The organism is Actinomadura mexicana (assembly GCF_900188105.1).
Lineage (GTDB): Bacteria > Actinomycetota > Actinomycetes > Streptosporangiales > Streptosporangiaceae > Spirillospora > Spirillospora mexicana.
In genome coordinates, this window is sequence record NZ_FZNP01000007.1 from 330,137 (window position 1) to 352,054 (window position 21,918).

General features: G+C 72.9%; 21 protein-coding genes. 5 read left to right on the forward strand and 16 right to left on the reverse strand.

The genetic code is table 11. The features are described 5' to 3' along the window. Nucleotides 1-139: 139 nt before the first annotated feature. From CHC11_RS20325 to CHC11_RS20385, 13 genes are all read right to left on the reverse strand, one after another. On the reverse strand, nucleotides 140-532 hold the full coding sequence (locus CHC11_RS20325) for a metal-sulfur cluster assembly factor (protein ID WP_089313322.1): 393 nt from the start codon (nucleotides 530-532) through the stop codon (nucleotides 140-142). Further along, nucleotides 529-987: a Fe-S cluster assembly sulfur transfer protein SufU gene (gene sufU, locus CHC11_RS20330; RefSeq protein ID WP_089313323.1), complete on the reverse strand. Its 459-nt coding sequence runs from the start codon at nucleotides 985-987 to the stop codon at nucleotides 529-531. The genes CHC11_RS20325 and sufU overlap by 4 nt, the downstream gene beginning before the upstream one ends. 54 nt (nucleotides 988-1,041) lie before the next feature. Continuing rightward, on the reverse strand, nucleotides 1,042-2,355 hold the full coding sequence (locus CHC11_RS20335; protein ID WP_089313324.1) for a cysteine desulfurase: 1,314 nt from the start codon (nucleotides 2,353-2,355) through the stop codon (nucleotides 1,042-1,044). A gap of 104 nt (nucleotides 2,356-2,459) precedes the next feature. Then, entirely contained in the window at nucleotides 2,460-3,224 is a 765-nt protein-coding gene (sufC, locus tag CHC11_RS20340; RefSeq protein WP_089313325.1) for a Fe-S cluster assembly ATPase SufC, read from the reverse strand. A gap of 26 nt (nucleotides 3,225-3,250) precedes the next feature. Continuing rightward, nucleotides 3,251-3,568 carry a non-heme iron oxygenase ferredoxin subunit gene (locus CHC11_RS20345; protein WP_089313326.1) on the reverse strand — a complete coding sequence of 106 codons (318 nt, stop codon included), beginning with the start codon at nucleotides 3,566-3,568 and terminating at the stop codon, nucleotides 3,251-3,253. Further along, nucleotides 3,565-4,701, reverse strand: coding sequence for a Fe-S cluster assembly protein SufD (gene sufD, locus CHC11_RS20350; protein WP_089313327.1), 1,137 nt, complete (start codon nucleotides 4,699-4,701; stop codon nucleotides 3,565-3,567). The genes CHC11_RS20345 and sufD overlap by 4 nt, the downstream gene beginning before the upstream one ends. Beyond that, nucleotides 4,701-6,113 carry a Fe-S cluster assembly protein SufB gene (gene sufB / locus CHC11_RS20355; protein WP_089313328.1) on the reverse strand — a complete coding sequence of 471 codons (1,413 nt, stop codon included), beginning with the start codon at nucleotides 6,111-6,113 and terminating at the stop codon, nucleotides 4,701-4,703. The genes sufD and sufB overlap by 1 nt, the downstream gene beginning before the upstream one ends. Beyond that, complete coding sequence (locus CHC11_RS20360) at nucleotides 6,110-6,901, reverse strand: helix-turn-helix transcriptional regulator (RefSeq protein WP_089313469.1); 792 nt, start codon at nucleotides 6,899-6,901, stop codon at nucleotides 6,110-6,112. The genes sufB and CHC11_RS20360 overlap by 4 nt, the downstream gene beginning before the upstream one ends. 131 nt (nucleotides 6,902-7,032) lie before the next feature. Next, nucleotides 7,033-8,085, reverse strand: a complete 1,053-nt coding sequence (locus tag CHC11_RS20365) for a universal stress protein (RefSeq protein WP_089313329.1) — start codon at nucleotides 8,083-8,085, stop codon at nucleotides 7,033-7,035. Then, nucleotides 8,078-9,544, reverse strand: coding sequence for an amino acid permease (locus CHC11_RS20370; RefSeq protein WP_218826167.1), 1,467 nt, complete (start codon nucleotides 9,542-9,544; stop codon nucleotides 8,078-8,080). The genes CHC11_RS20365 and CHC11_RS20370 overlap by 8 nt, the downstream gene beginning before the upstream one ends. Continuing rightward, nucleotides 9,541-10,476 carry a carbamate kinase gene (gene arcC, locus CHC11_RS20375; protein WP_089313331.1) on the reverse strand — a complete coding sequence of 312 codons (936 nt, stop codon included), beginning with the start codon at nucleotides 10,474-10,476 and terminating at the stop codon, nucleotides 9,541-9,543. Before arcC ends, CHC11_RS20370 begins: the two co-directional genes overlap by 4 nt. Nucleotides 10,477-10,502: 26 nt before the next feature. Next, nucleotides 10,503-11,504 (reverse strand): ornithine carbamoyltransferase, encoded by a 1,002-nt coding sequence (gene argF, locus CHC11_RS20380; RefSeq protein ID WP_089313332.1) that lies wholly within the window; start codon nucleotides 11,502-11,504, stop codon nucleotides 10,503-10,505. Next, entirely contained in the window at nucleotides 11,504-12,745 is a 1,242-nt protein-coding gene (locus tag CHC11_RS20385) for an arginine deiminase (RefSeq protein WP_089313333.1), read from the reverse strand. Before CHC11_RS20385 ends, argF begins: the two co-directional genes overlap by 1 nt. Before the next feature lie 175 nt (nucleotides 12,746-12,920). Between CHC11_RS20385 and CHC11_RS20390 the strand changes: the two genes are divergently transcribed. From CHC11_RS20390 to polX, 5 genes are all read left to right on the forward strand, one after another. Further along, nucleotides 12,921-13,847, forward strand: a complete 927-nt coding sequence (locus CHC11_RS20390) for an ABC transporter ATP-binding protein (RefSeq protein WP_089313334.1) — start codon at nucleotides 12,921-12,923, stop codon at nucleotides 13,845-13,847. Between the two features lie 50 nt (nucleotides 13,848-13,897). Next, the gene (locus CHC11_RS20395) at nucleotides 13,898-14,614 is read left to right on the forward strand and encodes an ABC transporter permease (protein ID WP_089313470.1); all 717 of its coding nucleotides are present in this window, start codon (nucleotides 13,898-13,900) and stop codon (nucleotides 14,612-14,614) included. Between the two features lie 3 nt (nucleotides 14,615-14,617). Beyond that, nucleotides 14,618-15,577 (forward strand): EamA family transporter, encoded by a 960-nt coding sequence (locus tag CHC11_RS20400; protein ID WP_089313335.1) that lies wholly within the window; start codon nucleotides 14,618-14,620, stop codon nucleotides 15,575-15,577. A 71-nt stretch (nucleotides 15,578-15,648) separates the two neighbouring features. Next, on the forward strand, nucleotides 15,649-16,485 hold the full coding sequence (gene prcB, locus CHC11_RS20405; protein ID WP_089313336.1) for a proteasome subunit beta: 837 nt from the start codon (nucleotides 15,649-15,651) through the stop codon (nucleotides 16,483-16,485). A gap of 39 nt (nucleotides 16,486-16,524) precedes the next feature. Next, nucleotides 16,525-18,246: a DNA polymerase/3'-5' exonuclease PolX gene (polX, locus tag CHC11_RS20410; protein ID WP_089313337.1), complete on the forward strand. Its 1,722-nt coding sequence runs from the start codon at nucleotides 16,525-16,527 to the stop codon at nucleotides 18,244-18,246. 7 nt (nucleotides 18,247-18,253) lie between these two features. Here the strand turns inward: polX and CHC11_RS20415 are convergent, their stop codons facing one another. The 3 genes from CHC11_RS20415 to CHC11_RS20425 all read right to left on the reverse strand — a co-directional run bounded on the left by CHC11_RS20415 (nucleotide 18,254) and on the right by CHC11_RS20425 (nucleotide 21,618). Then, nucleotides 18,254-19,252: a COX15/CtaA family protein gene (locus CHC11_RS20415; RefSeq protein ID WP_089313338.1), complete on the reverse strand. Its 999-nt coding sequence runs from the start codon at nucleotides 19,250-19,252 to the stop codon at nucleotides 18,254-18,256. Between the two features lie 79 nt (nucleotides 19,253-19,331). Then, the gene (locus CHC11_RS20420; RefSeq protein WP_089313339.1) at nucleotides 19,332-20,555 is read right to left on the reverse strand and encodes a PrsW family intramembrane metalloprotease; all 1,224 of its coding nucleotides are present in this window, start codon (nucleotides 20,553-20,555) and stop codon (nucleotides 19,332-19,334) included. A 73-nt stretch (nucleotides 20,556-20,628) separates the two neighbouring features. Then, nucleotides 20,629-21,618 carry a heme o synthase gene (locus CHC11_RS20425; RefSeq protein WP_179278911.1) on the reverse strand — a complete coding sequence of 330 codons (990 nt, stop codon included), beginning with the start codon at nucleotides 21,616-21,618 and terminating at the stop codon, nucleotides 20,629-20,631. Between the last annotated feature and the right edge of the window lie 300 nt (nucleotides 21,619-21,918).

Here is a 21,918-nt window from a genome sequence, read left to right on the forward strand (position 1 = left end):
CCCATGCCAAGGCGGGCGGGACGCGGGGAGCGCCGGGCTCCCGGACGCGCGAGGCCGCGCCCGGGCAGGGCGCGGCCTCACCACGTCGTGCGGGACGGCGTCGTGCGGGACGGCGTCGTGCGGGACGGCGTCGAGCGGGTCAGACGTTGAAGCCGAGGGCGCGCAGCTGGTCACGGCCCTCGTCGGTGATCTTGTCGGGGCCCCACGGCGGGAGCCACACCCAGTTGATCTTGACGTCCTTGGCGAGGCCCTCCAGCGCGCTGTGGGCCTGGTCCTCGATCACGTCGGTGAGCGGGCAGGCGGCGCTGGTGAGCGTCATGTCCAGGGTGGCGACCTCGTCGGACAGGTCGACGCCGTACACCAGGCCGAGGTCGACGACGTTGATGCCGAGCTCGGGGTCGACGACGTCCTTGAGGGCCTCGAGGATCTCCTCCTCCGCGGCGGAAGGGGCGCTCGCGGGCGCCTCTGTTCCGGGCGCCTCGCTTTCGGGCGCCTCCTGGGCGGGCGTGTCGGTCGCGGGCGTGTCGGTCATGATGCCTCTCCGAGTGCGCGGGCGGTCGCGTCCTTCCACGCCATCCAGGCGAGCAGGGCGCATTTGATCCGGGCGGGGTACTTGGAGACCCCGGCGAAGGCGACGGCGTCCTCCAGGACGTCCTCGTCGAGCGCGACGTCCTGGCCGCGGGACTGCATCAGCGCCAGGAACTCCTCGCCGACCGCCATCCCCTCCTTGACGGACTTGCCGATCAGCAGGTCGGACATCACCGAGGCGCTGGCCTGGCTGATCGAGCAGCCCATGGCGTCGTAGGACACGTCGGCGACCGTGGCGTCCTGGCCTCCGCCCTCCAGGTGGACGCGCAGCGTCACCTCGTCGCCGCACGTGGGGTTGACGTGGTGCGCCTCCCCCTCGAACGGCTCCCGCAGCCCCTTGTGCAGGGGGTTGCGGTAGTGGTCCAGGATGACCTCCTGGTACATCGCCTCCAGCTGCATGGCGTCCTTTCCAAACCTTTCTCGCTACAACCCGGGCGCGGCAAAGCGTGTTCCTCAGGCGGTGCCGAAGAACTTCTGCGCCTGCCTCACCCCGTCGGCGAGCGCGTCCACGTCGCCGAGGGTGTTGTAGAGGTAGAACGTCGCGCGGGTGGTCGCCGGGATGCCGAAGCGGCGGCAGATCGGCCACGCGCAGTGGTGGCCGACGCGGACCTCGACTCCCAGCTCGTCCAGGACCTGCCCGACGTCGTGCGGGTGGATGCCGTCGACGGTGAACGACACGGCGCCGCCGCGGGCCTCGGTGGTGCCGGGGCCGATGACGCGGACGCCGGGGATCTCGCCGAGCCGCTCCAGCGAGTAGCCGACCAGGGCCTCCTCGTGGGCGTGCACGCGGGCCATGCCGATATCGGCGAGGTACTCGCAGGCCACGCCCAGCCCGACCGCCTGCGCGGTCATCGGGACGCCCGCCTCGAACCGCTGCGGCGGCGGCATGAACGTGGTCTCCTCCATGTGGACGACCTCGATCATGGAGCCGCCGGTGATGAACGGCGGCATGGCCGCCAGCAGCTCGCCGCGGCCCCACAGCACGCCGATGCCGGTGGGGCCGAGCATCTTGTGGCCGGAGAACACCAGGAAGTCGGCGCCGAGCCGGGCCACGTCCACGGGCTGGTGCGGCACCGACTGCGCGGCGTCCAGCAGGACGAGCGCGCCGACGGCGCGGGCGCGCTCCACGATCCGCTCGATCGGCGGGACGGTCCCGAGCACGTTCGACTGGTGCGTCAGCGCGACGATCTTCGTGCGCTCGTTGACGATGCCGTCGAGGTCGTCCAGGTCCAGGCGGCCCTCGTCGGTGATGCCGAACCAGCGCAGGGTGGCGCCCGTCCGCCGGCAGAGCTGCTGCCACGGGACGAGGTTGGCGTGGTGCTCCATCTCCGAGACGACGATCTCGTCGCCGGGGCCGACCGCGAACCGCTCGGCCTCGGGCCCGGCGGTGGCCGCGTTGCTCATCGCGTAGGCGACCAGGTTGATGCCCTCGGTGGCGTTCTTGGTGAACACGATCTCTGCGGGCGCCGCGCCGACGAACCGGGCGATCGAGGCGCGGGCGTTCTCGTAGGCCTCCGTCGCCTCCTCGGCGAGCAAATGCGCCCCGCGGTGCGGCGCCGCGTTGTGCCGCTCGTAGAACTCCCGCTCGGCGTCCAGCACCCGGACGGGCTTCTGCGACGTGGCCCCCGAGTCGAGGTACACCAGCGGGCGCCCGCCGCGGACCGTGCGCTGCAGGAGCGGGAAGTCCTTCTTCAGCTCCTCGGGGAGAAGGCTTCCCGTCCCCCGTGCGGAGGCGGCCGCCCCCGCCCCCCGGTCCGCTTCCGTCATGCCGCCTCCCTGTGGGGGGGCGACCCCCCACGCCCCCCGGTCCGCTTCGCTCATGCCGGGTCCCTGTGGGGGGGCGACCCCCCACGCCCCCCGGTCCGCTTCGCTCATGCGGTCGCGCCCGCCTTCGCGTACTTCTCGTAGCCCTCGTTCTCCAGCTCGTCGGCCAGCTCGGGCCCGCCCTCGGCGACGACCCGGCCGGCGGCGAACACGTGCACGAAGTCGGGCTTCACGTAGCGCAGGATGCGCGTGTAGTGGGTGATGAGCAGGACGCCGGTGTCGCCGGAGGCGAACCGGTTGACGCCCTCGGAGACGACCTTCAGCGCGTCGACGTCGAGGCCGGAGTCGGTCTCGTCCAGCACGGCGACCTTCGGCTTCAGCATCTCCAGCTGCAGGATCTCGTGCCGCTTCTTCTCGCCGCCGGAGAAGCCCTCGTTCAGGCTGCGCTGCGCGAACGCCGGATCGATGGACAGGGCGTCCATCGCGGCCTTCATCTCCTTGGAGAACTCGCGCAGCTTCGGGGCCTCGCCGCGCACGGCGGTGACCGCCGAACGCAGGAAGTTGGACACCGAGACGCCGGGCACCTCGACCGGGTATTGCATGGCCAGGAACAGCCCGGCGCGGGCGCGCTCGTCGACCGACATGGCGAGGACGTCCTCGCCGTCCAGCGTGACGGAGCCGGACGTCACCTCGTACTTCGGGTGGCCGGCGACCGCGTAGGCGAGGGTGGACTTGCCGGAGCCGTTCGGCCCCATGATCGCGTGGGTCTCGCCGGCCTTCACGGTCAGGTCGACCCCGCGCAGGATCTCCTTCGCGCCGTCGGAGCCGTCGCCGACGGAGACGTGGAGGTCGCGGATCTCAAGCGTGGCCATAGTGCGTGTAGTCCTTCGTCGTGCGGTCAGTCGTCGCCGGCGAGCGAGACGTAGACCTCGCCGCCCTCGACCCTGACCTTGTAGGTGGCGACCGGCTGCGTGGCCGGCGGGTTGGTGGGCTTGCCGCTGCGCAGGTCGAAGCAGGACCCGTGCAGCCAGCACTCGATGGTGCCGTTGTAGACCTCGCCCTCGGAGAGCGAGACCTCGGCGTGCGAGCAGATGTCGTTCAGCGCGAACACGTCGCCGCCGCTCCGCGCGATGACGACGGGCGTGTCGTCGACCTCGACGCCGAGCGCCCCGTCTGCGGGGACCTCGTCCAGCGCGCACACCTTCACGTAGGTCACTTGGCCGCTCCCCGGTCCAGTTCCGCCTCGATCGCCTCGCGCACCTTCTCGCGCACCTCGACGACCTCGATGCGCTCGACGAGCTGGCCGAGGAAGCCCCGGACCACCATGCGGCGCGCCGCGTCGAAGGTGATGCCGCGCGCCTGGAGGTAGAACAGGTGCTCGTCGTCCAGCCGCCCGGACGCCGAGGCGTGGCCCGCACCGGCGACCTCGCCGGTGAGGATCTCCAGGTTCGGCACGGAGTCGACCCGCGTCCCGTCGGTGAGCACGAGGTTGCGGTTCAGCTCGTAGGTGTCGGTGCCCTCGGCCTCCGCGCGGATGATCACGTCGCCGATCCAGACGGCGTGCGCGTCCCGGTCCTGCAGGGCGCCGCGGTAGTCGACGCGGCTGCGGCAGTGCGGGACGGCGTGGTCGACGAGGAGGCGGTGCTCCAGGTGCTGGCCGCCGTCGGCGAAGTACACCCCGTACAGCTCGGCGTCGCCGCCGGGCCCCTCGTAGGCGACGGACGGGGAGATCCGCACGACGTCGCCGCCGAGCGAGACGTTGTGCGAGACGAACCGGGCGTCGCGGCCGAGACGGGCGTGCTGGTGGGAGACGTGGACGCCGTCGGCCGCCCAGTCCTGCAGGCTGATCACCGACAGGCGGGCGCCGTCGCCGACGACGAACTCGATGTTGTCGGCGTAGGTCGCCGAGCCCTGGTGCGCCAGCACGAGGGTGGCCTCGGCGAAGGGCTCCAGGACGACGGTGGTGTGCCCGTAGGCGGCGGCCGAGGCGTCCTCGCCGCGCAGCCGCAGCACCGTCGGCGCGGAGGCCGCGGTCTCCTTCGGAACGGTCACGACCGTGGCCTGGGCGAAGGAGCTCCACGCCTGGGCGCTGACCCGGTCGGCGGGGACGTAGGCCCTGCCGAGGCGCTCGTCGTCGCGGCCGACGGTCTCGACGGCCACCTCCGGCGCCGCCTCGACCTCCAGGAGGATCTTGCCGCCGTCCTGGGCCGTGCCGTTGTGCAGGCCGCGCAGCCGGCGCAGCGGGGTGAACCGCCACTCCTCCTCGCGGCCCGTGGGCACGTCGAAGTCGGCGACGTCGTAGGACGCCTTCTCGTGCAGCGTCGAGAGAGGCTTCTGCTCCAGCCCCATCAGCCGACGGCCCCTTCCATCTGCAGCTCGATGAGCCGGTTCAGCTCCAGGGCGTACTCCATCGGCAGCTCGCGCGCGATCGGCTCGACGAACCCGCGCACGATCATCGCCATCGCCTCGTCCTCGGTGAGGCCGCGGCTCATCAGGTAGAACAGCTGCTGCTCGGACACCTTGGAGACGGTGGCCTCGTGGCCCATCTCCACGTCGTCCTCGCGGACGTCGACGTAGGGGTAGGTGTCGGACCGGCTGATCTGGTCGACCAGCAGCGCGTCGCACTTGACCGTGGACTTGCTGTGCGCGGCGCCCTCCTGGATCTGCACCAGCCCGCGGTAGGACGTGCGGCCGCCGCCGCGCGCCACCGACTTGGAGATGATGCTGCTGGAGGTGTTCGGCGCGGCGTGCACCATCTTCGCGCCGGCGTCCTGGTGCTGGTCCTCGCCCGCGAACGCGATCGACAGGGTCTCGCCCTTGGCGTGCTCGCCGAGCAGGTAGATGGCCGGGTACTTCATGGTGACCTTGGAGCCGATGTTGCCGTCGACCCACTCCATGGTGGCGCCCTCGTAGGCGACGGCGCGCTTGGTCACCAGGTTGTAGACGTTGTTCGACCAGTTCTGGATCGTCGTGTAGCGGACGCGGGCGTCCTTCTTCACGATGATCTCCACGACGGCCGAGTGCAGCGAGTCGGACTTGTAGATCGGGGCGGTGCAGCCCTCGACGTAGTGGACGTAGGAGCCCTCGTCGGCGATGATCAGCGTCCGCTCGAACTGCCCCATGTTCTCGGTGTTGATCCGGAAGTAGGCCTGGAGCGGGATCTCCACGTGCACGCCCGGCGGGACGTAGATGAACGAGCCGCCCGACCACACGGCGGTGTTGAGCGCGGCGAACTTGTTGTCGCCGACCGGGATCACCGAGCCGAAGTACTCCTGGAAGATCTCCGGGTGCTCGCGCAGGCCGGTGTCGGTGTCGACGAAGATGACGCCCTTCTCCTCAAGGTCCTCACGGATCTTGTGGTAGACGACCTCCGACTCGTACTGGGCGGCGACGCCGGCGATGAGGCGCTGCTTCTCCGCCTCGGGGATGCCGAGCTTGTCGTAGGTGTTCTTGATGTCCTCGGGGAGCTCCTCCCAGGACGTGGCCTGCTGCTCGGTGGAGCGCACGAAGTACTTGATGTTCTCGAAGTCGATGCCCGTGAGGTCCGAGCCCCAGGTGGGCATCGGCTTCTTCCTGAACAGCCGCAGCCCCTTGAGGCGCAGGTCGAGCATCCACTCAGGCTCGTTCTTCTTGGCCGAGATGTCGCGGACGACGTCGTCGTTCAGGCCGCGGCGCGCCGCGGCGCCGGCCGCGTCCGAGTCGGCCCAGCCGAACTTGTACTTGTCGAGCCCTTCGAGCTCCGGGTGGGCTGCCGTAGTCATAGGGAGGTCCCTCCGGACTCCTCGTCACTGGTCAGATGCGTTCCGGCGGACGCCCCCGCGTCCGCCGTGTCCCCGCCAGGGGCGGCGCGTGCGGCGCGGACGCCGCCCTCGCCGGTGTCGCCCGTCCCGCACAGGGAGCGGGGGCTGACGTGGGTGGTGCAGATGCCGTCGCCGTGCGCGATCGTGGCGAGCCGCTGCACGGGAGTGCCCAGCAGCCGGCTGAACGCCTCGGTCTCGGCCTCGCAAAGCTGGGGGAACTCCGCGGCGACGTGCGCGACCGGGCAGTGGTGCTGGCACAGCTGCTCGCCGCCGCCCGGCTGGGGCGCCTTGGCGGCGGCGGCCGCGTAGCCGTCCCCCGATAGGGCCTCGGCAAGGGTGCGGACCCGCTGGTGGGCCGGCGCGTCCTGCACGACGGGCCGGTACCGGCGCTCCAGATCGGCGATCTGCCGCCGGGCGAACTCGGCGACCGCGTGGTCGCCGGCCGTCTCGGCGAGGAACCGCAGGGCGCTGGTCGCCAGGTCGTCGTAGGCGTGCACGAAGGCGCTGCGCCCGGCGTCGGTGATGGCGAACCACTTGGCGGGGCGGCCCCGGCCGCGCCGGGACTGCGGCACCCGTGCCTTGCGGACCTCGATCATGCCCTCGGCCAGCAGCGCGTCCAGGTGCCGCCGGATCGCCGCCGGCGTGAGGCCGACGCGCTCTCCCAGCGTGGACGCGGTGACGGGGCCGTGTTCGAGGATCAGCCTGGCCACCCGGGCGCGGGTGTCGCGCTCGGGCTGGCCGGACGGCACGCCGACGGGGCGCGCTGCGGCGCCCCTGGTGCTCGTCTGATCCTCGCCCACGTTTTTCACAACATCAGTGTGCCGTAATTACTTCCCGCGAAACACCGGATTCCCGATGTCGTAGCTCACGCAGGTAAGCCTTACCTAAGCTGGGCGTCCTCGCCGGCGGGGGGCTCCTCCGGGCCCGCGCCGGTCCCGCGCGGCAGCACCAGCACCGGGCACGGGGCGGCCCGGACGATTTTCCCGGAGCCCTCCCCGAGGAACACCTTGCGCAGCGGCCCGTGCCGGCCGGGCAGGCAGGCGACGACCTCGCCCGGCAGCATATCGACGGCGCCGATGGTGCCGGCGACCCCGGTCCCGACCTCCGCGAGCCGCTCGACCGGCATCCCGTCCCCCAGCCGCGCCCCGAGCAGGCCGGCGGCCTCCCGCAGGTCCTCGTCGGCCTGGGCGACCTGGCGGTCCAGCGCGCCGCCGACGCCGCCGAACCTGGCCGCGAGCGCGGCCGGGCGCAGTACCAGCGTCAGCAGCCGCATCGGCAGCCCCAGCGTCCGCGCGAGCGCGGCGGCGGCCAGCAGCGGGCCCTCGACGTCGCGGCGCGGCCAGAAGGCCACGGTCATCCGCTCCAGCCGCCGCGCCGAGCGGTCGGGCCCCAGCGTCCGGTGGTGGTGCGGCGGCTCGCCGGCGTACCCGCGCGGCGCCAGCATGACCGGCACGGGTGAGTCGTGCAGGAGCTGGTCGGCGGTGCTGCCGATGGCGATCCGGCCGCGGCGGCCGCCCGGCGCCGAGCCGATCACGACGAGGTCGGCGCCCACCTCCCGCGCGACCTCGATGAGGCCGCGCCCGCTGCCCCGGTGGGCGCGCACCCGCAGGTCCAGCTCCGGCCGCGGCACCTGGAGCTCGCCGAGCCGGGCGGCGGCGCCGGCCAGCGCCTCCTCCGCCTGGCCCCTGAGGTAGGCGATCCATTCGGCGTCCACCGAGGCGGGGCCGTGCGCGGGCCAGGCGGGCGGATGGACGTTGGCGACCGTCAGCGGCGCGAGCCGGCTCGACCGGTCCGCCGACCGGACCAGCGCGGCCAGGGCCAGGGCGTCGTCGCCGCGCTCGTCGGGCGAGTACCCGACCAGCACGCGCAGCCCGTCCGGTTCCCCGCCTCCCGATCCACCGGCGTTCGGCTCACTGCCGTTCGGCTCACTCATGCGGGCTCCTTCCGATGGGCCCTGCGTTCCGGGCCGCCAGGCGCGAGTGGCGGCGGCCGTACAGGAAGTAGGCGGCCAGGCCGACGGCGGTCCAGATCGCGAAGACGGTCCAGGTGACGCCGCCGAGGCCGACCATCAGGTACACGCACAGCGCGACGCCGAGCAGCGGCGTCACCGGGTACAGCGGCGTGCGGAAGCTGCGCGCGAGCTCCGGCCGGGTGCGGCGCAGCACGATCACGCCGACGCTGACCAGGGCGAACGCGAACAGCGTCCCGATGCTGGTGGCGTCGACGAGCCGGCCCAGCGGGATCACCGCGGCGAGGACCGCGATGAACGCCGCCACGATGACGGTGTTGGCGACCGGCACCCGGCGCCGCGGGCTCACCTTCTGGAAGACCTGCGGGACGAGCCCGTCCCTCGACATCGCGAACAGGATGCGGGTCTGCCCGTACATGACGGTGAGCACGACGCTGGCGATGGCGATCACGGCGCCGAGGGACAGGATCACCGACGGCCAGGTCCGTCCGCTCACCGAGTCCAGGACCTGCGCCAGCGAGGCCTCGGAGCCGCTGAGCGAGAACCGCGTCCAGTGCATGGCGCCGACCGCCGCGAGCCCGACCAGGACGTAGAGGACGGTCACGATGGCCAGCGAGAAGATGATCGCGAGGGGCAGGTCGCGGCGCGGGTTCTCGGCCTCCTCGCCGGCGGTGGAGGCGGCGTCGAATCCGATGTAGGAGAAGAAGACCTTCGAGCCCGCCGCGCTGATGCCCGCCCATCCCATCGGCGCGAACGGGGACATGTTCCCCGCCCGGAACGCCGTGAAGGCGATCGCGCAGAAGAACAGCAGCACGCCGATCTTCAGGAACACCATGACCGTGTTCGCGGCGGCGCTCTCGGACGTGCCGCGCAGCAGCAGGGCCGCGGCGGACAGCACGACGATCACCGCGGGGACGTTGACGAGGCCGCCCTCCCCCGGCGGGTTGCTGATCTGCGCCGGGATCGTGAAGCCCGCCGCGCCGTCGAGGAAGGCGTTGAGGTAGGAGCCCCAGCCGACCGCCACGGCCGACACCGACACGGCGTACTCCAGCAGCAGGCACCAGCCGCAGACCCACGCGACCAGCTCGCCCAGCGTCGCGTAGGCGTAGGAGTAGGACGAGCCGGAGACCGGGATGGTCCCGGCCAGTTCGGCGTAGGACAGCGCCGAGAACAGGGCGGTGACGGCGGCGAGGACGAACGACAGCACGACCGCGGGCCCGGCCAGCGGGACCGCCTCGCCGAGGACGACGAAGATGCCGGTGCCGAGGGTCGCGCCGACGCTGAACAGGGTGAGCTGGAGCAGGCTCATCGTGCGCTTCAGCTCGCCGCCCTCGCCGTGCCCGCCCTCGGCGACGATCAGGTCGACGGGCTTGGTGCGCAGCAGGCTGCGCGCGAAGGCCTCCGGCGCGGCCCGGGCGGTCACAGGGTGCTCGCCAGCGGCCAGGTGGCGTTCGGGGTGACGATCGTCCCCGCGGTCCCCTCCAGGATGCGCTCACACTGGTCGAGCATCCCGATCGCGGCCATGTCGCCCGTCCGCTCGACGAAGCTGACCGCCGCCTCGACCTTCGGGCCCATCGACCCGGCGGGGAAGTCCTCGCCGCGCAGCTCGTAGGGCGTCGTGTGGGTGATCTCCTCCTGCCGCGGCGTGCCGAAGTCGCGCATCACGCGGGGCACGTCGGTGAGGATGAGCAGCGCGTCGGCGTCCATGCTCTCGGCGAGGACGGCCGCGGTGAAGTCCTTGTCGACCACCGCCTCGACGCCCTCCAGCCGCCCCACGTCGTTGCGGAAGACCGGAATGCCGCCGCCGCCCGCGCACACCACCACCGTGCCGAGCCGGACCAGCTCCCTGATCAGCCGCGTCTCGATCACCCGCTGCGGCCGCGGGGAGGGCACCACGCGGCGCCAGCGGTCCCCGTCGGGCCGGACGGTCCAGCCGTACTCGGCGGCGAGCTTCTCAGCCTCCTCCCGCTCGTAGACCTGGCCGACGAACTTGGTGGGGTTCTCGAACGCCGGGTCCACCGCCGACACCAGCGTCTGGTTGATCATCGCCATCACCTGGCGGCCGGGCAGCGCGTTCTGCAGCGCCTGGAGCATCCAGTAGCCGATCATGCCCTGGGTCTCGGCGCCGATCGTGTCCAGCGGGTAGGGCCGGGTCAGGTTCGGGTCGTTGACGCTCTCCAGCGCCAGCACCCCGACCTGCGGCCCGTTCCCGTGCGTGATGATCAGTTCGTGCCGCTCGGCGAGCGGCGCCAGCGACCGCACGGCCCGGTCGACGTTGCCGCGCTGGAGCTCGGCGTCGGGCGTCTGTCCACGCTTGACCAGCGCGTTCCCCCCGAGCGCGACGACCACGCGCATGCGTCCCCCTCCCCGGCGACCCCCGCTCAGCCGAGCGTCGCCACCATGACCGCCTTGATCGTGTGCATCCGGTTCTCGGCCTCGTCGAAGACGATCGACGCCTCGGACTCGAACACCTCGTCGGTGACCTCCAGGGCGTCCAGGCCGGTCCTGCGGAAGATCTCCTCCCCCACGGCGGTCCCCCGGTCGTGGAAGGCCGGCAGGCAGTGCATGAACCTGGCGGCGGGGTTACCCGTCGCCCGCATGACCTCGGCGTTGACCTGGTAGGGGGTGAGCATCGCGATCCGCTCGTCCCACACCTCGGCCGGTTCGCCCATCGACAGCCACACGTCGGTGATGACGAAGTCGGCGCCGCGCACGCCGTCCGCGACGTCCTCGGTGAGGGTGATGCTCGCGCCCGTCCCGGCCGCGACCGCGCGGGACGGCCCGACGACCGTCTCCTCGTCGGGCCAGAGGCCGCGCGGGGCGACGATGCGGACGCTCATGCCGAGCAGTGCCCCGGCCGCCACGTAGGAATGCCCCATGTTGTTGCGCGCGTCGCCCAGGTACGCGTACGTGACCTCGCGCAACGGCCTGCCGGCGTGCTCGCGCATGGTGAGCATGTCGGCGAGCATCTGCGTCGGGTGCCACTGGTCGGTCAGACCGTTCCACACCGGGACGCCCGCGTGCTCGGCCAGATCCTCGATGCGCCTCTGGCTGGCCCCCCGGTACTCGATGCCGTCGTACATCCGTCCGAGGACGCGCGCCGTGTCCTTCATCGACTCCTTGTGGCCGATCTGCGTCCCACCGGGGTCGAGGTAGGTGACGTGCGCGCCCTGGTCGTGCGCGGCGACCTCGAACGCGCAGCGGGTGCGGGTGGAGGGCTTTTCGAAGACGAGCGCGATGTTCCTGCCCGTCAGCGCCCGCGCCTCCGTCCCGCCGCGCTTGGCGGCCTTCAGGTCGGCCGCCAGGTCGATGAGGTGCTCGAACTCGCCCGGCGCGAGGTCGAGTTCCCTGAGCAGGCTGCGCCCCCGCAGACCGGGCGCCATCAGGCGTCCCGGACGAGCGGGCAGCTCATGCAGCGCGGGCCGCCGCGGCCCCGGCCGAGCTCGCTGCCGCGGATCGTGATGACCTCGACGCCGTTCCGGCTCAGGTGGTTGTTGCTCGTGGCGTTGCGCTCGTAGGCGATGACCACGCCGGGCGCGACGGCCAGGACGTTCGCGCCGTCGTCCCACTGCTCGCGCTCGGCGGCGAACACGTCCTGGGTCGGGGTGAGGACCTTGATGTCGTCCAACCCGAGCGCGGCGGCGACGGCCCGGTGCATGTCCTCCGCCGGATGGTCGGTGATCTTGAGTTCCTTCTCGTTGTCGCCGGGCTCCACGGTGTGGGACGGCAGCATGCCCATCCCCGCGTACTTGGTGAACACCCCGCGGTCGACCATCGTCATGACCGTGTCCAGGTGCATGAACGCCCGCCCGCGCGGCATCCGCAGCGCGACGATCCGGTCGCAGGCGCCCGCGGCGAACAGCGACCGGGCCAGCATCTCCACGGCCTGCGGCTGCGTGCGCTCGCTCATCCCGACCAGCACGCCGCCGTTCCCGAGGACCAGCACGTCGCCGCCCTCCAGCGTCGCCGGCGCCATCGCGGTGCCCCGGTTCCACACGTGGTACCCGCCCTCGGCGGGCCGGTCGTAGCCGGCCGCGAACAGCGGGTGCCAGCGGTAGACCGCCTCCATGTTCACCGTCTCGCGCATCCGGGCCTTCATGCGCATCGTGTTGATCGACACTCCGTCGTAGACCCAGCAGGACGTGTCGCGGGTGAACAGGTGGTTGGGCAGCGGCGGCAGGACGAACCCGTCCATGCCGATGGAGTGGAACGCGATGGACGCCGGCTCGGGCATCCGCTCCAGCATCTCCCGCTTGGTGATGCCGCCGATCAGGAACGCGGCCAGCTCCGCCACGTCCATGGCGTCGAAGCAGTTGCGGATCGCGTCGGTGGCCAGCGGACCGAACCAGTGCGGGTCGACCACCCTGTCGAGGATGTGCCGGCGCGCCTCGGGGATCGTGACGGTCTCGACCAGCAGGTCGATCAGCAGATGCGTCCGCACGCCCTGGGCCCGCAGCACGTCCTCGAACTCCTCGTGCTCCTCCACCGCCCGCCTGACCCAGAGGACGTCGTCGAACAGCAGCCCGGCGGCGTTGGACGGGGTGAGCCGCTTCAGCGACAGCTCGGGCCGGTGCAGCAGCACCTCCCGGAGCCGTCCGACCTCCGAATCGACGCGGAACGCCATCCCCACCTCCCCGGAGCCCGGCCACGGCGCCGCGACTCCCCCCAGATCGCGGATTCCCCCGCGGCGCGACGGCGAAACTAGATCGACTTCCACCGGCCGGCTTTACCGCGACTTCACGCGGGCGGCGCCCGGACCGGGCGCGGAGCTGTCCTCCCCCGGACCTAAACTCGTCACCATGACACCCCCCGGAGACGGCGCGGTCGAACTGCACTCGCTCGCCAAGCGCTACGGCGCGGTGGCGGCCGTGGACGGCCTGTCGCTCAGCGCCGCCCGGGGCGCGGTCACCGCGCTGCTCGGCCCGAACGGCGCCGGAAAGACCACCACGATCGAGATCTGCGAGGGGTTCCGGCGGGCCGATGCGGGCACCGTCCGCGTCCTCGGCCTCGACCCCGCCGCCGACGGGCGCGCCCTGCGTCCGCGGGTCGGGGTGATGCCGCAGTCCGGCGGCGTGCCGGGCACCGCCCGGGCCGGCGAGTTCCTGCGGCTGGTCGCCTCGTTCCACACCGCGCCGCTCGACACCTCCGCCCTGCTGGAGCGGCTCGGGCTCACCGGGCACGCCCGCACCCCGTTCCGGCGGATGTCGGGCGGGCAGCAGCAGCGGCTCTCCCTCGCCGTCGCCGTGGTCGGACGGCCCGAGCTGGTCTTCCTCGACGAGCCCACCACCGGGCTCGACCCGCAGGCCAGGCACGCCACCTGGGACCTGATCGGCGAGCTGCGCGCCGCCGGGGTGTCGGTCGTGCTCACCACGCACAACATGGAGGAGGCCGAGCGCCTCTCCGACCACGTCGTGATCGTCGACGGCGGCAGTGTCGTCGCCCAGGGCGCCCCCGAGGAGCTGACCGGCGCCGAGCGGCAGCTGCGGTTCCGCGCCCGTCCCGGCCTCGGCCTGGAGGAGCTGCTCACGGCGCTGCCCGCCGGGAGCGCCGCCAAGGAGTCGCCCGCCGGGCACTACCTGATCGAGGCCGACGTCCGGCCCGAGCTGCTGGCCACGGTCACCGCCTGGTGCGCCTCGCACGGCGTCATGACCGAGGACCTGCGGATCGAGCGGCGCACGCTGGAGGACGTCTTCCTCGAACTCACCGGACGGGAGCTGCGCTCGTGACGACCTCGCTGGACCTCGCCCCCGCGCCGGGCGCCGCGCCGCTGCCGCGGATGGTCCTCTCCCAGGCCGGCTACGAGTTCCGCGCCGTGCTGCGCAACGGCGAGCAGCTGCTGCTCACGCTGGTCATCCCGGTGGTGCTGCTGGCGCTGTTCAGCGCCACGTCCCTGCTGGACCTCGGCGCCGGGCGCCGCGTCGACTTCCTCGCGCCCGGCATCCTCGCCCTCGCGGTGATGTCCACCGCGTTCACCGGCCAGGCCATCGGCACCGGCTTCGAGCGGCGCTACGGCGTCCTGAAGCGGCTCGGCGCGACCCCGCTGCCGCGCGGCGGGCTCATCGCCGCCAAGACGCTCAGCGTGGTCGCGGTCGAGGCCGTGCAGGCCGCGGTGGTCTGCGCGGTGGCGCTGGCGCTCGGCTGGCACCCGCACGGCGACCCCGCCTCGGTGGCCGCCCTGCTGCTGCTCGGCACCGCCGCGTTCAGCGGGTTCGGGCTGCTCATGGCCGGGACGCTGCGCGCCGAGGCGACCCTGGCCGCCGCCAACCTCGTCTACGTCCTGCTGCTCGTCCTCGGCGGCGTCGTCTTCCCGCTGGACCGGTTCCCCGGCGCGGTGCGGTCCGCGCTGGAGCTGCTGCCGATCTCGGCGCTCTCCGACGGGCTGCGCCAGGTCCTCCAGCACGGCGCCGCGTTCCCGGGCAAGCCGCTGGCGGTCCTCACCGTGTGGGCCGTCGCGGGCCTCGTCCTGGCCGCCCGCTTCTTCAGGTGGGAGTAGCGCATGGCCCTGTCCGAGGCACCCGGCTCGTTCGGCGGCGCGTCCCACCCCGCACGGCCTTCCCGGGCGCGGGCGCTGTCATCGCGGAAGCTGTCGCTCGGGTCGGTGCCGCCGCCCGCGCTGATCCTGCTCGGCATCATCTCCCTGCAGGTCGGGGCCGGCCTGGCCAAGCACCTGTTCGACCGGCTGCCGCCGAGCGCCGTCGTGACGATGCGGCTGCTGACCTCGGCGATCGTGCTGGGGTTCCTCACCCGGAAGGCGCTGCGGACCGTCCTGCGCGACCACTCGCGCTCCAGCCTCGCGATCGCCGCCGTCTTCGGGCTGGCGCTCGCGCTGATGAACTTCTCGATCTACCAGTCGTTCTCGCGGATCCCGCTGGGCGTCGCGGTCACGATCGAGTTCCTCGGGCCGCTCCTGGTCTCGATCGTCGCCTCCCGGCGCCCCCGCGACGCGCTGTGGGTCGTGCTGGCGGGGGCCGGCGTCGTCCTGCTGGCCAGGGGCGGCAGCGGCGCCCTCGACCCGGTCGGCATCGCCTTCGCGCTCCTGGCGGGGGCGTGCTGGGCCGGCTACATCGTGCTCACCGCCGCGACCGGCAAGCGGTTCCCCGGCTCCACCGGCCTGGCGCTCGCCAGCGTCGTCGGGACCGTCGCGATCCTCCCGCTCGGCGTGGCGTCCGCGGGCACCGCCCTGCTGGACCCGCGGCTGCTGCTGATCGGCCTCGGCGTCGGGCTGCTGTCGTCGGTGATCCCGTACTCGCTCGAACTGGAGGCGCTGCGGCGGATGCCCGCCCGCGTCTTCGGGATCCTGATGAGCCTGGAACCCGCCGTGGCGGCGCTCGTCGGGGTGGCGCTGCTCGGCGAGATCCTCACGACGCGCCAGTGGCTCGCGATCTGCTGCGTCATCGTCGCCTGCGCGGGCGCCACCCGGAGCCGGAAGGAGCCGCCCGCGGCGCCCGAGGCCTGAGCGGTGGCGGCCCCGTGTGGCAGCGTGGAAGGATCGGGACGTCGCGATCATCAAGCCGGAGAGGAGCCGCCGTGATCGGCCGGAGCGAGGACCAGGGGATTCCGCCCGAGTTCTTCGAGGCGGGGTCGGCGTCGTTCGTCGACTTCCTGCGCCTGCACTCCCCTGAGCTGCTGCCCGTCAACCGGGTGCCCGAGGGGGACGCGCCCGAGCTTCCGCACGGGACGACGGTCCTGGCGCTGACGTTCCCGGGTGGCGTCATGATGGCCGGCGACCGGCGCGCCACGCAGGGCCACCGCATCGCCTATCGCGAACTCGACAAGGTGCAGCGCGCCGACGAGTACTCCGCCGTCGCCTTCGCGGGAACGGTCGGGCTGGCGCTGGAGATGGTCCACCTGTTCCAGGTGGAGCTGGAGCACTACGAGAAGATGGAGACCGTCCCGCTGTCGCTGCCGGGCAAGGCCCGCCGCCTCGGCGCCGTGATCCAGGCCAACCTCGCGCAGGCGCTCCAAGGGCTCGCGGTCGTCCCGCTGTTCGCCGGCCTCGACCCCGGCTCCGGGGTGGCCCGGATCTACACCTACGACATCACCGGCGCCCCGCAGGAGGCCCGCGGCTTCCACGCCGACGGCTCCGGCTCCCCGTACGCGGCCGGCGCGCTGAAGAAGCTCTACCGCGACGACCTGTCCCTGGAGGACGCGGCCACCGTCTGCGTCCAGGCCCTCTACGACGCGGCCGACGACGACACCGCCACCGGCGGCCCCGACCCGGCCCGGCGCATCTACCCGACGATCGCGGTCGTCACCGCCGACGGCTACCGGCGGCTGCCCGACGAGCAGGTGGCGGCGATCGCCGAGGAGGTCGTGCGCGGCCGGACCGAGCGGCCCGGCGGACCCGTCGCGCCCCTGCGCTGAGCGCCGGGAACGTCGTACCCGGCTTCTAGACTCGACCCCATGGCACGGGCGAACGACGAGGCTGCGGCCCTCATCCAGGAACTGGCCGATCTGCTGTCCATCACGGGCGGCGACGCGTTCAAGATCAGGGCGTACGAGAGGGCGGCGCGGGCGGTCGCGGGCCACCCCGGCGACATCGCCGGCCTCGACCTGGCCGGGCTGCGCACGATCTCGGGGGTGGGCGACGCGATCGCCAAGAAGCTCCTCGACTACAACACCACCGGCACGATCCGGCAGGTGGAGGAGCTGCGCACGCAGATCCCGGCCGGGGTCCGCGCCCTGACGGCCATCCCCACGCTCGGCCCGAAGAAGGCCCTCGCCGTCCACGAGGCGCTCGGCGTCTCCTCGGTGGACGAGCTGGCCTCCGCCGTCCAGGAGGGCCGGCTCCGCGGGCTCAAGGGCTTCGGCGTCAAGACCGAGGAGAACATCCTCCACGGCATCGAGCTGATGCGCAGCTCCGGCGAGCGCGTCCTGGTCGACGCCGCGGCGGGCGTCGCCGACGAGATCGTCGCGGCCCTGTCCGAGCTGCCCCAGGTGGAACGCTGCGCCCACGCCGGCTCGCTGCGCCGGATGCGCGAGACGATCGGCGACGTGGACGTGCTGGCCGCCTCCCGCGACCCGCGTCCGATCATGGAAGCGTTCACCGCGCTCCCGTTCGTCGCGGAGGTGATCGCGGGCGGCGACAAGAAGACCTCGATCCGCACCGCCAGGGGCCTGCAGGTCGACCTGCGCGTCGTCCCGCCCGAGTCGTGGGGCGCCGCGCTCCAGTACTTCACCGGCTCGCAGGCCCACAACATCCGCACCCGCGAGATCGCCGTCAAGGCGGGGCTCAGGCTGTCGGAGTACGGGCTGTTCGACGCCCGGACCGACGAGCTCATCGTGTCCGAGACCGAGGAGGAGGTCTACGAGCGCCTCGGCCTTCCCTGGGTCCACCCCGCCCTCCGCGAGGACGCCGGCGAGATCGAGGCGGCGCTGAGGGACGAGCTGCCCCGCCTGGTGACCGTCGAGGACCTGCGCGGCGACCTGCACAGCCACACCGACCTGACCGACGGCGTCGCCTCCCTGGAGGACATGGCCGCCGCCGCGCGGGACCGCGGCCTGGAGTACTACGCGATCACCGACCACGCGCCGGACCTGGTCATGCAGCGCATGACCGACGAGAAGATGCTCGCCCAGCGCGCGCAGGTCGCCGAGTTGCGGGAGCGGTTCCCCGGCCTCACGCTCCTGCACGGCACCGAGCTCAACATCGGCCCCGACGGCGGCGTCGACTGGGACGCCGGCTTCCTGTCCGGCTTCGACGTCTGCGTCGCCTCCGTCCACTCCCACTTCACGCAGGACGAGGCGAGCATGACCCGGCGGCTCGTCCGCGCGTGCGAGAACCCCCACGTCCACGTGATCGGGCACCCCACCGCCCGCAGCATCGGCCGGCGGGCGCCGGTGAACGCCGACTGGGACGAGGTGTTCCGCGCCGCCGCCCGCACCGGCACCGCGATGGAGATCGACTCCTTCCCCGACCGCCTCGACCTGCCCGCCGACCTGATCCGGCGCGCGAAGCGGTTCGGCGTGAGGTTCTCCATCGACACCGACGCCCACTCGGTCGGCCACCACCGCAACATCCGCTACGGCGTGGGCACCGCCCAGCGGGGCTGGCTGACCCCCGACGACGTCATCAACACCTGGCCGCTGGAGCGCCTCCGCGCGTTCCTGCGCAAGGCCGCCTGAGCGCGGGTCAGGCGGGCTGGGGCGCCTCGGCGGGCCTCGGGGCCGCCGGGGCCGTCCCCGCGGCCGCGGGGACGGGGCCCCGGTCGCGCAGGGCGAAGAAGAGGCGGAACGCCGCGATCCACATCAGCACCGACCCGAGCATGTGCAGCAGCACCAGGCCGGCGGGGACGCCGAGGAAGTACTGGGTGTAGCCGACGGCGCCCTGCAGGACGATCAGCCCGGCCAGCTCGTGGGCGCGGCGGCGGGCGGCGGCCGGCGCCCCCGCGCGGTGCAGGGCCACGATGGCGAGCACCGTCAGCGCGATGGTGAGCCACGCCAGCTCGCCGTGGATCCGGGCGACGTCGGTGATGTCGAACCCGTAGCGGCGCGACTCGGCGTCGCCCGCGTGCGGTCCGGTGCCGGTGACGACGGTGCCCGCGACGAGCACCGCGGCGCAGGAGACCAGCAGCGCGGCGGCGAGGCGGCGCGTCCAGGGCCCGGTGAGCGGCCGGGGCGGCGCGTCGCCCTCCCCAGCGCGGATCCAGAGCGCGACGCAGAACACCAGCAGGGCCGGCGAGACCAGGAAGTGCAGCGAGACCGCCGCCGGGTGCAGCTTGGTCAGCACGACGATGCCGCCGATGACGGCCTGGGCGAACACGCTCATCGGCTGGGCCAGCGCCCACCACACCAGGCTCCGGCGGCGCGGCCGCAGCCGCAGCGCGGCGACGAACACCAGCACGCCGACGCCCAGCACGACGAAGGTGATCAGCCGGTTGCCGAACTCGATCGACATGTTGAGCACGTGGTGCTCGGGGTCGTGGGTCGGCACGAGGCTGTCGCCGGAGCAGCGCGGCCAGTCGGGGCAGCCGAGGCCGGACTTGGTGACGCGGACGGCGCCGCCGCTGACGACGATCACCACGTTGCCGATGACCCCGATCAGCGCGAGCAGCCGCAGGGACCCGGGCGTCGGGCGCCACACGGCGTTCCAGGTCCGGGTCAGGAGGTTGGACGACTCTCGCTCTGCCACGGCACCAATCGTATGGCCGGGTCCCCGCGACCGTGACCCGGCCCCCGCCCACGCCCGCGGCTCCGCCCGCGTCCGCGGGTCAGGCGCCGTACGGGCCGGGGGGCCGCGGCGGCAGGAACCCCGACGGGCCCTGCCCCGCCCACGGCGGCCCGGCCGGCAGGCCCGCCCCGGGGCGCGGCGGGGTGCGCAGGAACGCCTGCCTGGCCAGCGACATCAGTGCGAGGAGCGAGTCGCGGCGGGTCACGAACCAGCGCTGGTCCGCGACGCCCCGGTCGGCGCGCTTGTGCAGTAGCGCCAGCTCGGTCGCCGCGAGCTGGTAGTCGACCATGGCGCGGCCGGCGGGCGCGCCGCCGACCGAGCGGGCCCAGCGGCGGGCGGCGCGGCGCGAGGGGATGGAGCGCAGCATCCGCACGTCCTGCGGCGTCACCAGGCCCGTCCCCGCGTACATCGGCAGGTAGGCCTCGATGCGGCGCACGGTGTTGCGCCGCTCGACGAACACGATGACGATCAGCGCGACCAGGACGCAGAAGTCCAGCAGGTAGACGATGCCGAGCCCGCCGAGCCCGAACGCGGCGGCGCCGTTCCACAGCCCGTGCAGCACCATCGCGCCGAGCAGCCCGGCGAGCGGCGCGGCGATCTGGCCGCGCCGGTGCGTGGCGGCGTAGGCGACGCCGAGGCCGGTCATCGAGGTGAACAGCGGGTGGCTGAGCGGCGCGATCAGGCCGCGCAGTATGAAGACCGCCTGGAGCTGCCGGGCGCCGCCGTCCTCGAAGGCCCGCATGTAGTAGGTGATGTTCTCCATCATGGCGAAGCCGAGCCCGACCATGGCGGCGTACATGATCCCGTCGGCGAACCCGTCGATCTCGTTGCGGCGGAACCACAGCATGCCGAACAGGACGGCGCCCTTAAGCGTCTCCTCGATGATCGGCGCGCCGATGGCGGCGCTGACGAAGTGGCCCTCCGTCTCGCCGAAGATGGGCACGGTCACGTACAGCATCCCGGCGGTGTTGAGCACGAGGGCGCCCAGCACGGCGACGCCCGCGCCCCACATGAACGAGAAGGCGAGGGCGCGCGGCGGCTCGGGCTCCAGCCGGTCGAGGGTGAGGGCGAGGGCGACCAGCACCGGGATCGGCAGGATGGCGAGGAGCACCCCGACCCAGAAGCCGGCCCCGCCGAGCGCGGCGATCGCGCCGAGCGCGACGACGGCGCACAGCCCGGACACGGTCATGCCGAGGATCAGGCCGACCGGAGGCCGCCCGGGGACACGGCCTTCGAGCACCGCCTTGGGATCCATGCTCGCCATAACGCGAAGCGTAACGGCAGGCCGCACCGATCGCTAAAGCGCCGCTGGTCCCCGCGGCGGCGCGGGAGGCGGGTCAGTACAGGAGCGGGTCGACCGCCACGGCGGTGAACAGCAGCGCCAGGTAGACGTTCGACAGGTGGAAGAAGCGCATCGGCCGCAGGTGGACGCCGGTGACCCCGGCGCGCACGGCCTTCAGCAGCCGGTGCCCCTCGGCCAGGAAGACCAGGCCCAGCACGACGGCGACGGCCCCGTACACCGGGCCCATCCCGGCGACGGGCCACAGCAGCAGCGAACAGGCGACGGTCGCGTAGGTGTACACGAGGCTCTCGACGACGACGCGGCGCTCGGACGCGACGACCGGCAGCATCGGGACCTTCGCGACGGCGTAGTCCTCGCGGTAGCGCATCGCGAGCGTCCAGGTGTGCGGCGGCGTCCAGAGGAACACCACGCCGAACAGGACGAACGGCGTCCAGGCGACGCTGCCGGTGATGGCGGCCCAGCCGATGAGGACGGGCATGCACCCGGCGATGCCCCCCCACACGACGTTCTGCGAGGTGCGCCGCTTGAGCAGCAGCGAGTAGACGAAGACGTAGAACAGGATCGCGAACAGCGAGCCCGCCGCGGCGATCGGGTTGACCGTGAGCAGGAACCCGGCGGTGGACAGCACGGCGAGCGTCACCCCGAAGACCAGGGCGCGGGCCGGGGTGACCTGGTGGCGGGCCAGCGGGCGGCGCCGGGTGCGGCGCATCTTGGCGTCGATGTCGCGGTCGATGTAGCAGTTGATCGCGTTGGCGGCGCCGGCGGACATGGTGCCGAACGCCAGCGTCAGCAGCACGGTGGACAGCGACGGCAGGCCCCGTTCCGCCAGGAACATCACCGGGATGGTGGTGATCAAGAGCAGCTCGATCACGCGCGGCTTGGTCAGCGCCACGTAGGCGCGCACGCTCGCACCGGGCGTGCGCCGGGCGTCCCGCTCGGCGGGGGGCGGCGCGAGCCTGGACGCGGGCGCCTCCGGCACCTGCTCGTCCAGGTCGATCCCGCGCTTGTTACTGAGCACCGTCACAATCGGGTCCACGTCTGACTAGGGATGAGAAATCGGTACCACCCTGGCGGTGCCCCGCGATCGGGCCGGCCTCGGCTGGGTGCGACTTCGGCTTGGTCGTGTTGCCGCGGCCGCTGGCCTCAGCCGCGCAATCACTGTAGTCCGCCCCCTCCCGGAGGCGCGCACCGGGTCGCCGGACGCGCCGCGCCCGATGCCGGCCGGACCGGCCGGACCGGGGCCCGACCGGGGGGCGACCTCGGATCACCCGCCGGATCACCCGTGCGGGGGGGTTAGTCCGCGGGGCGTTCGGGCAAGGGTGCA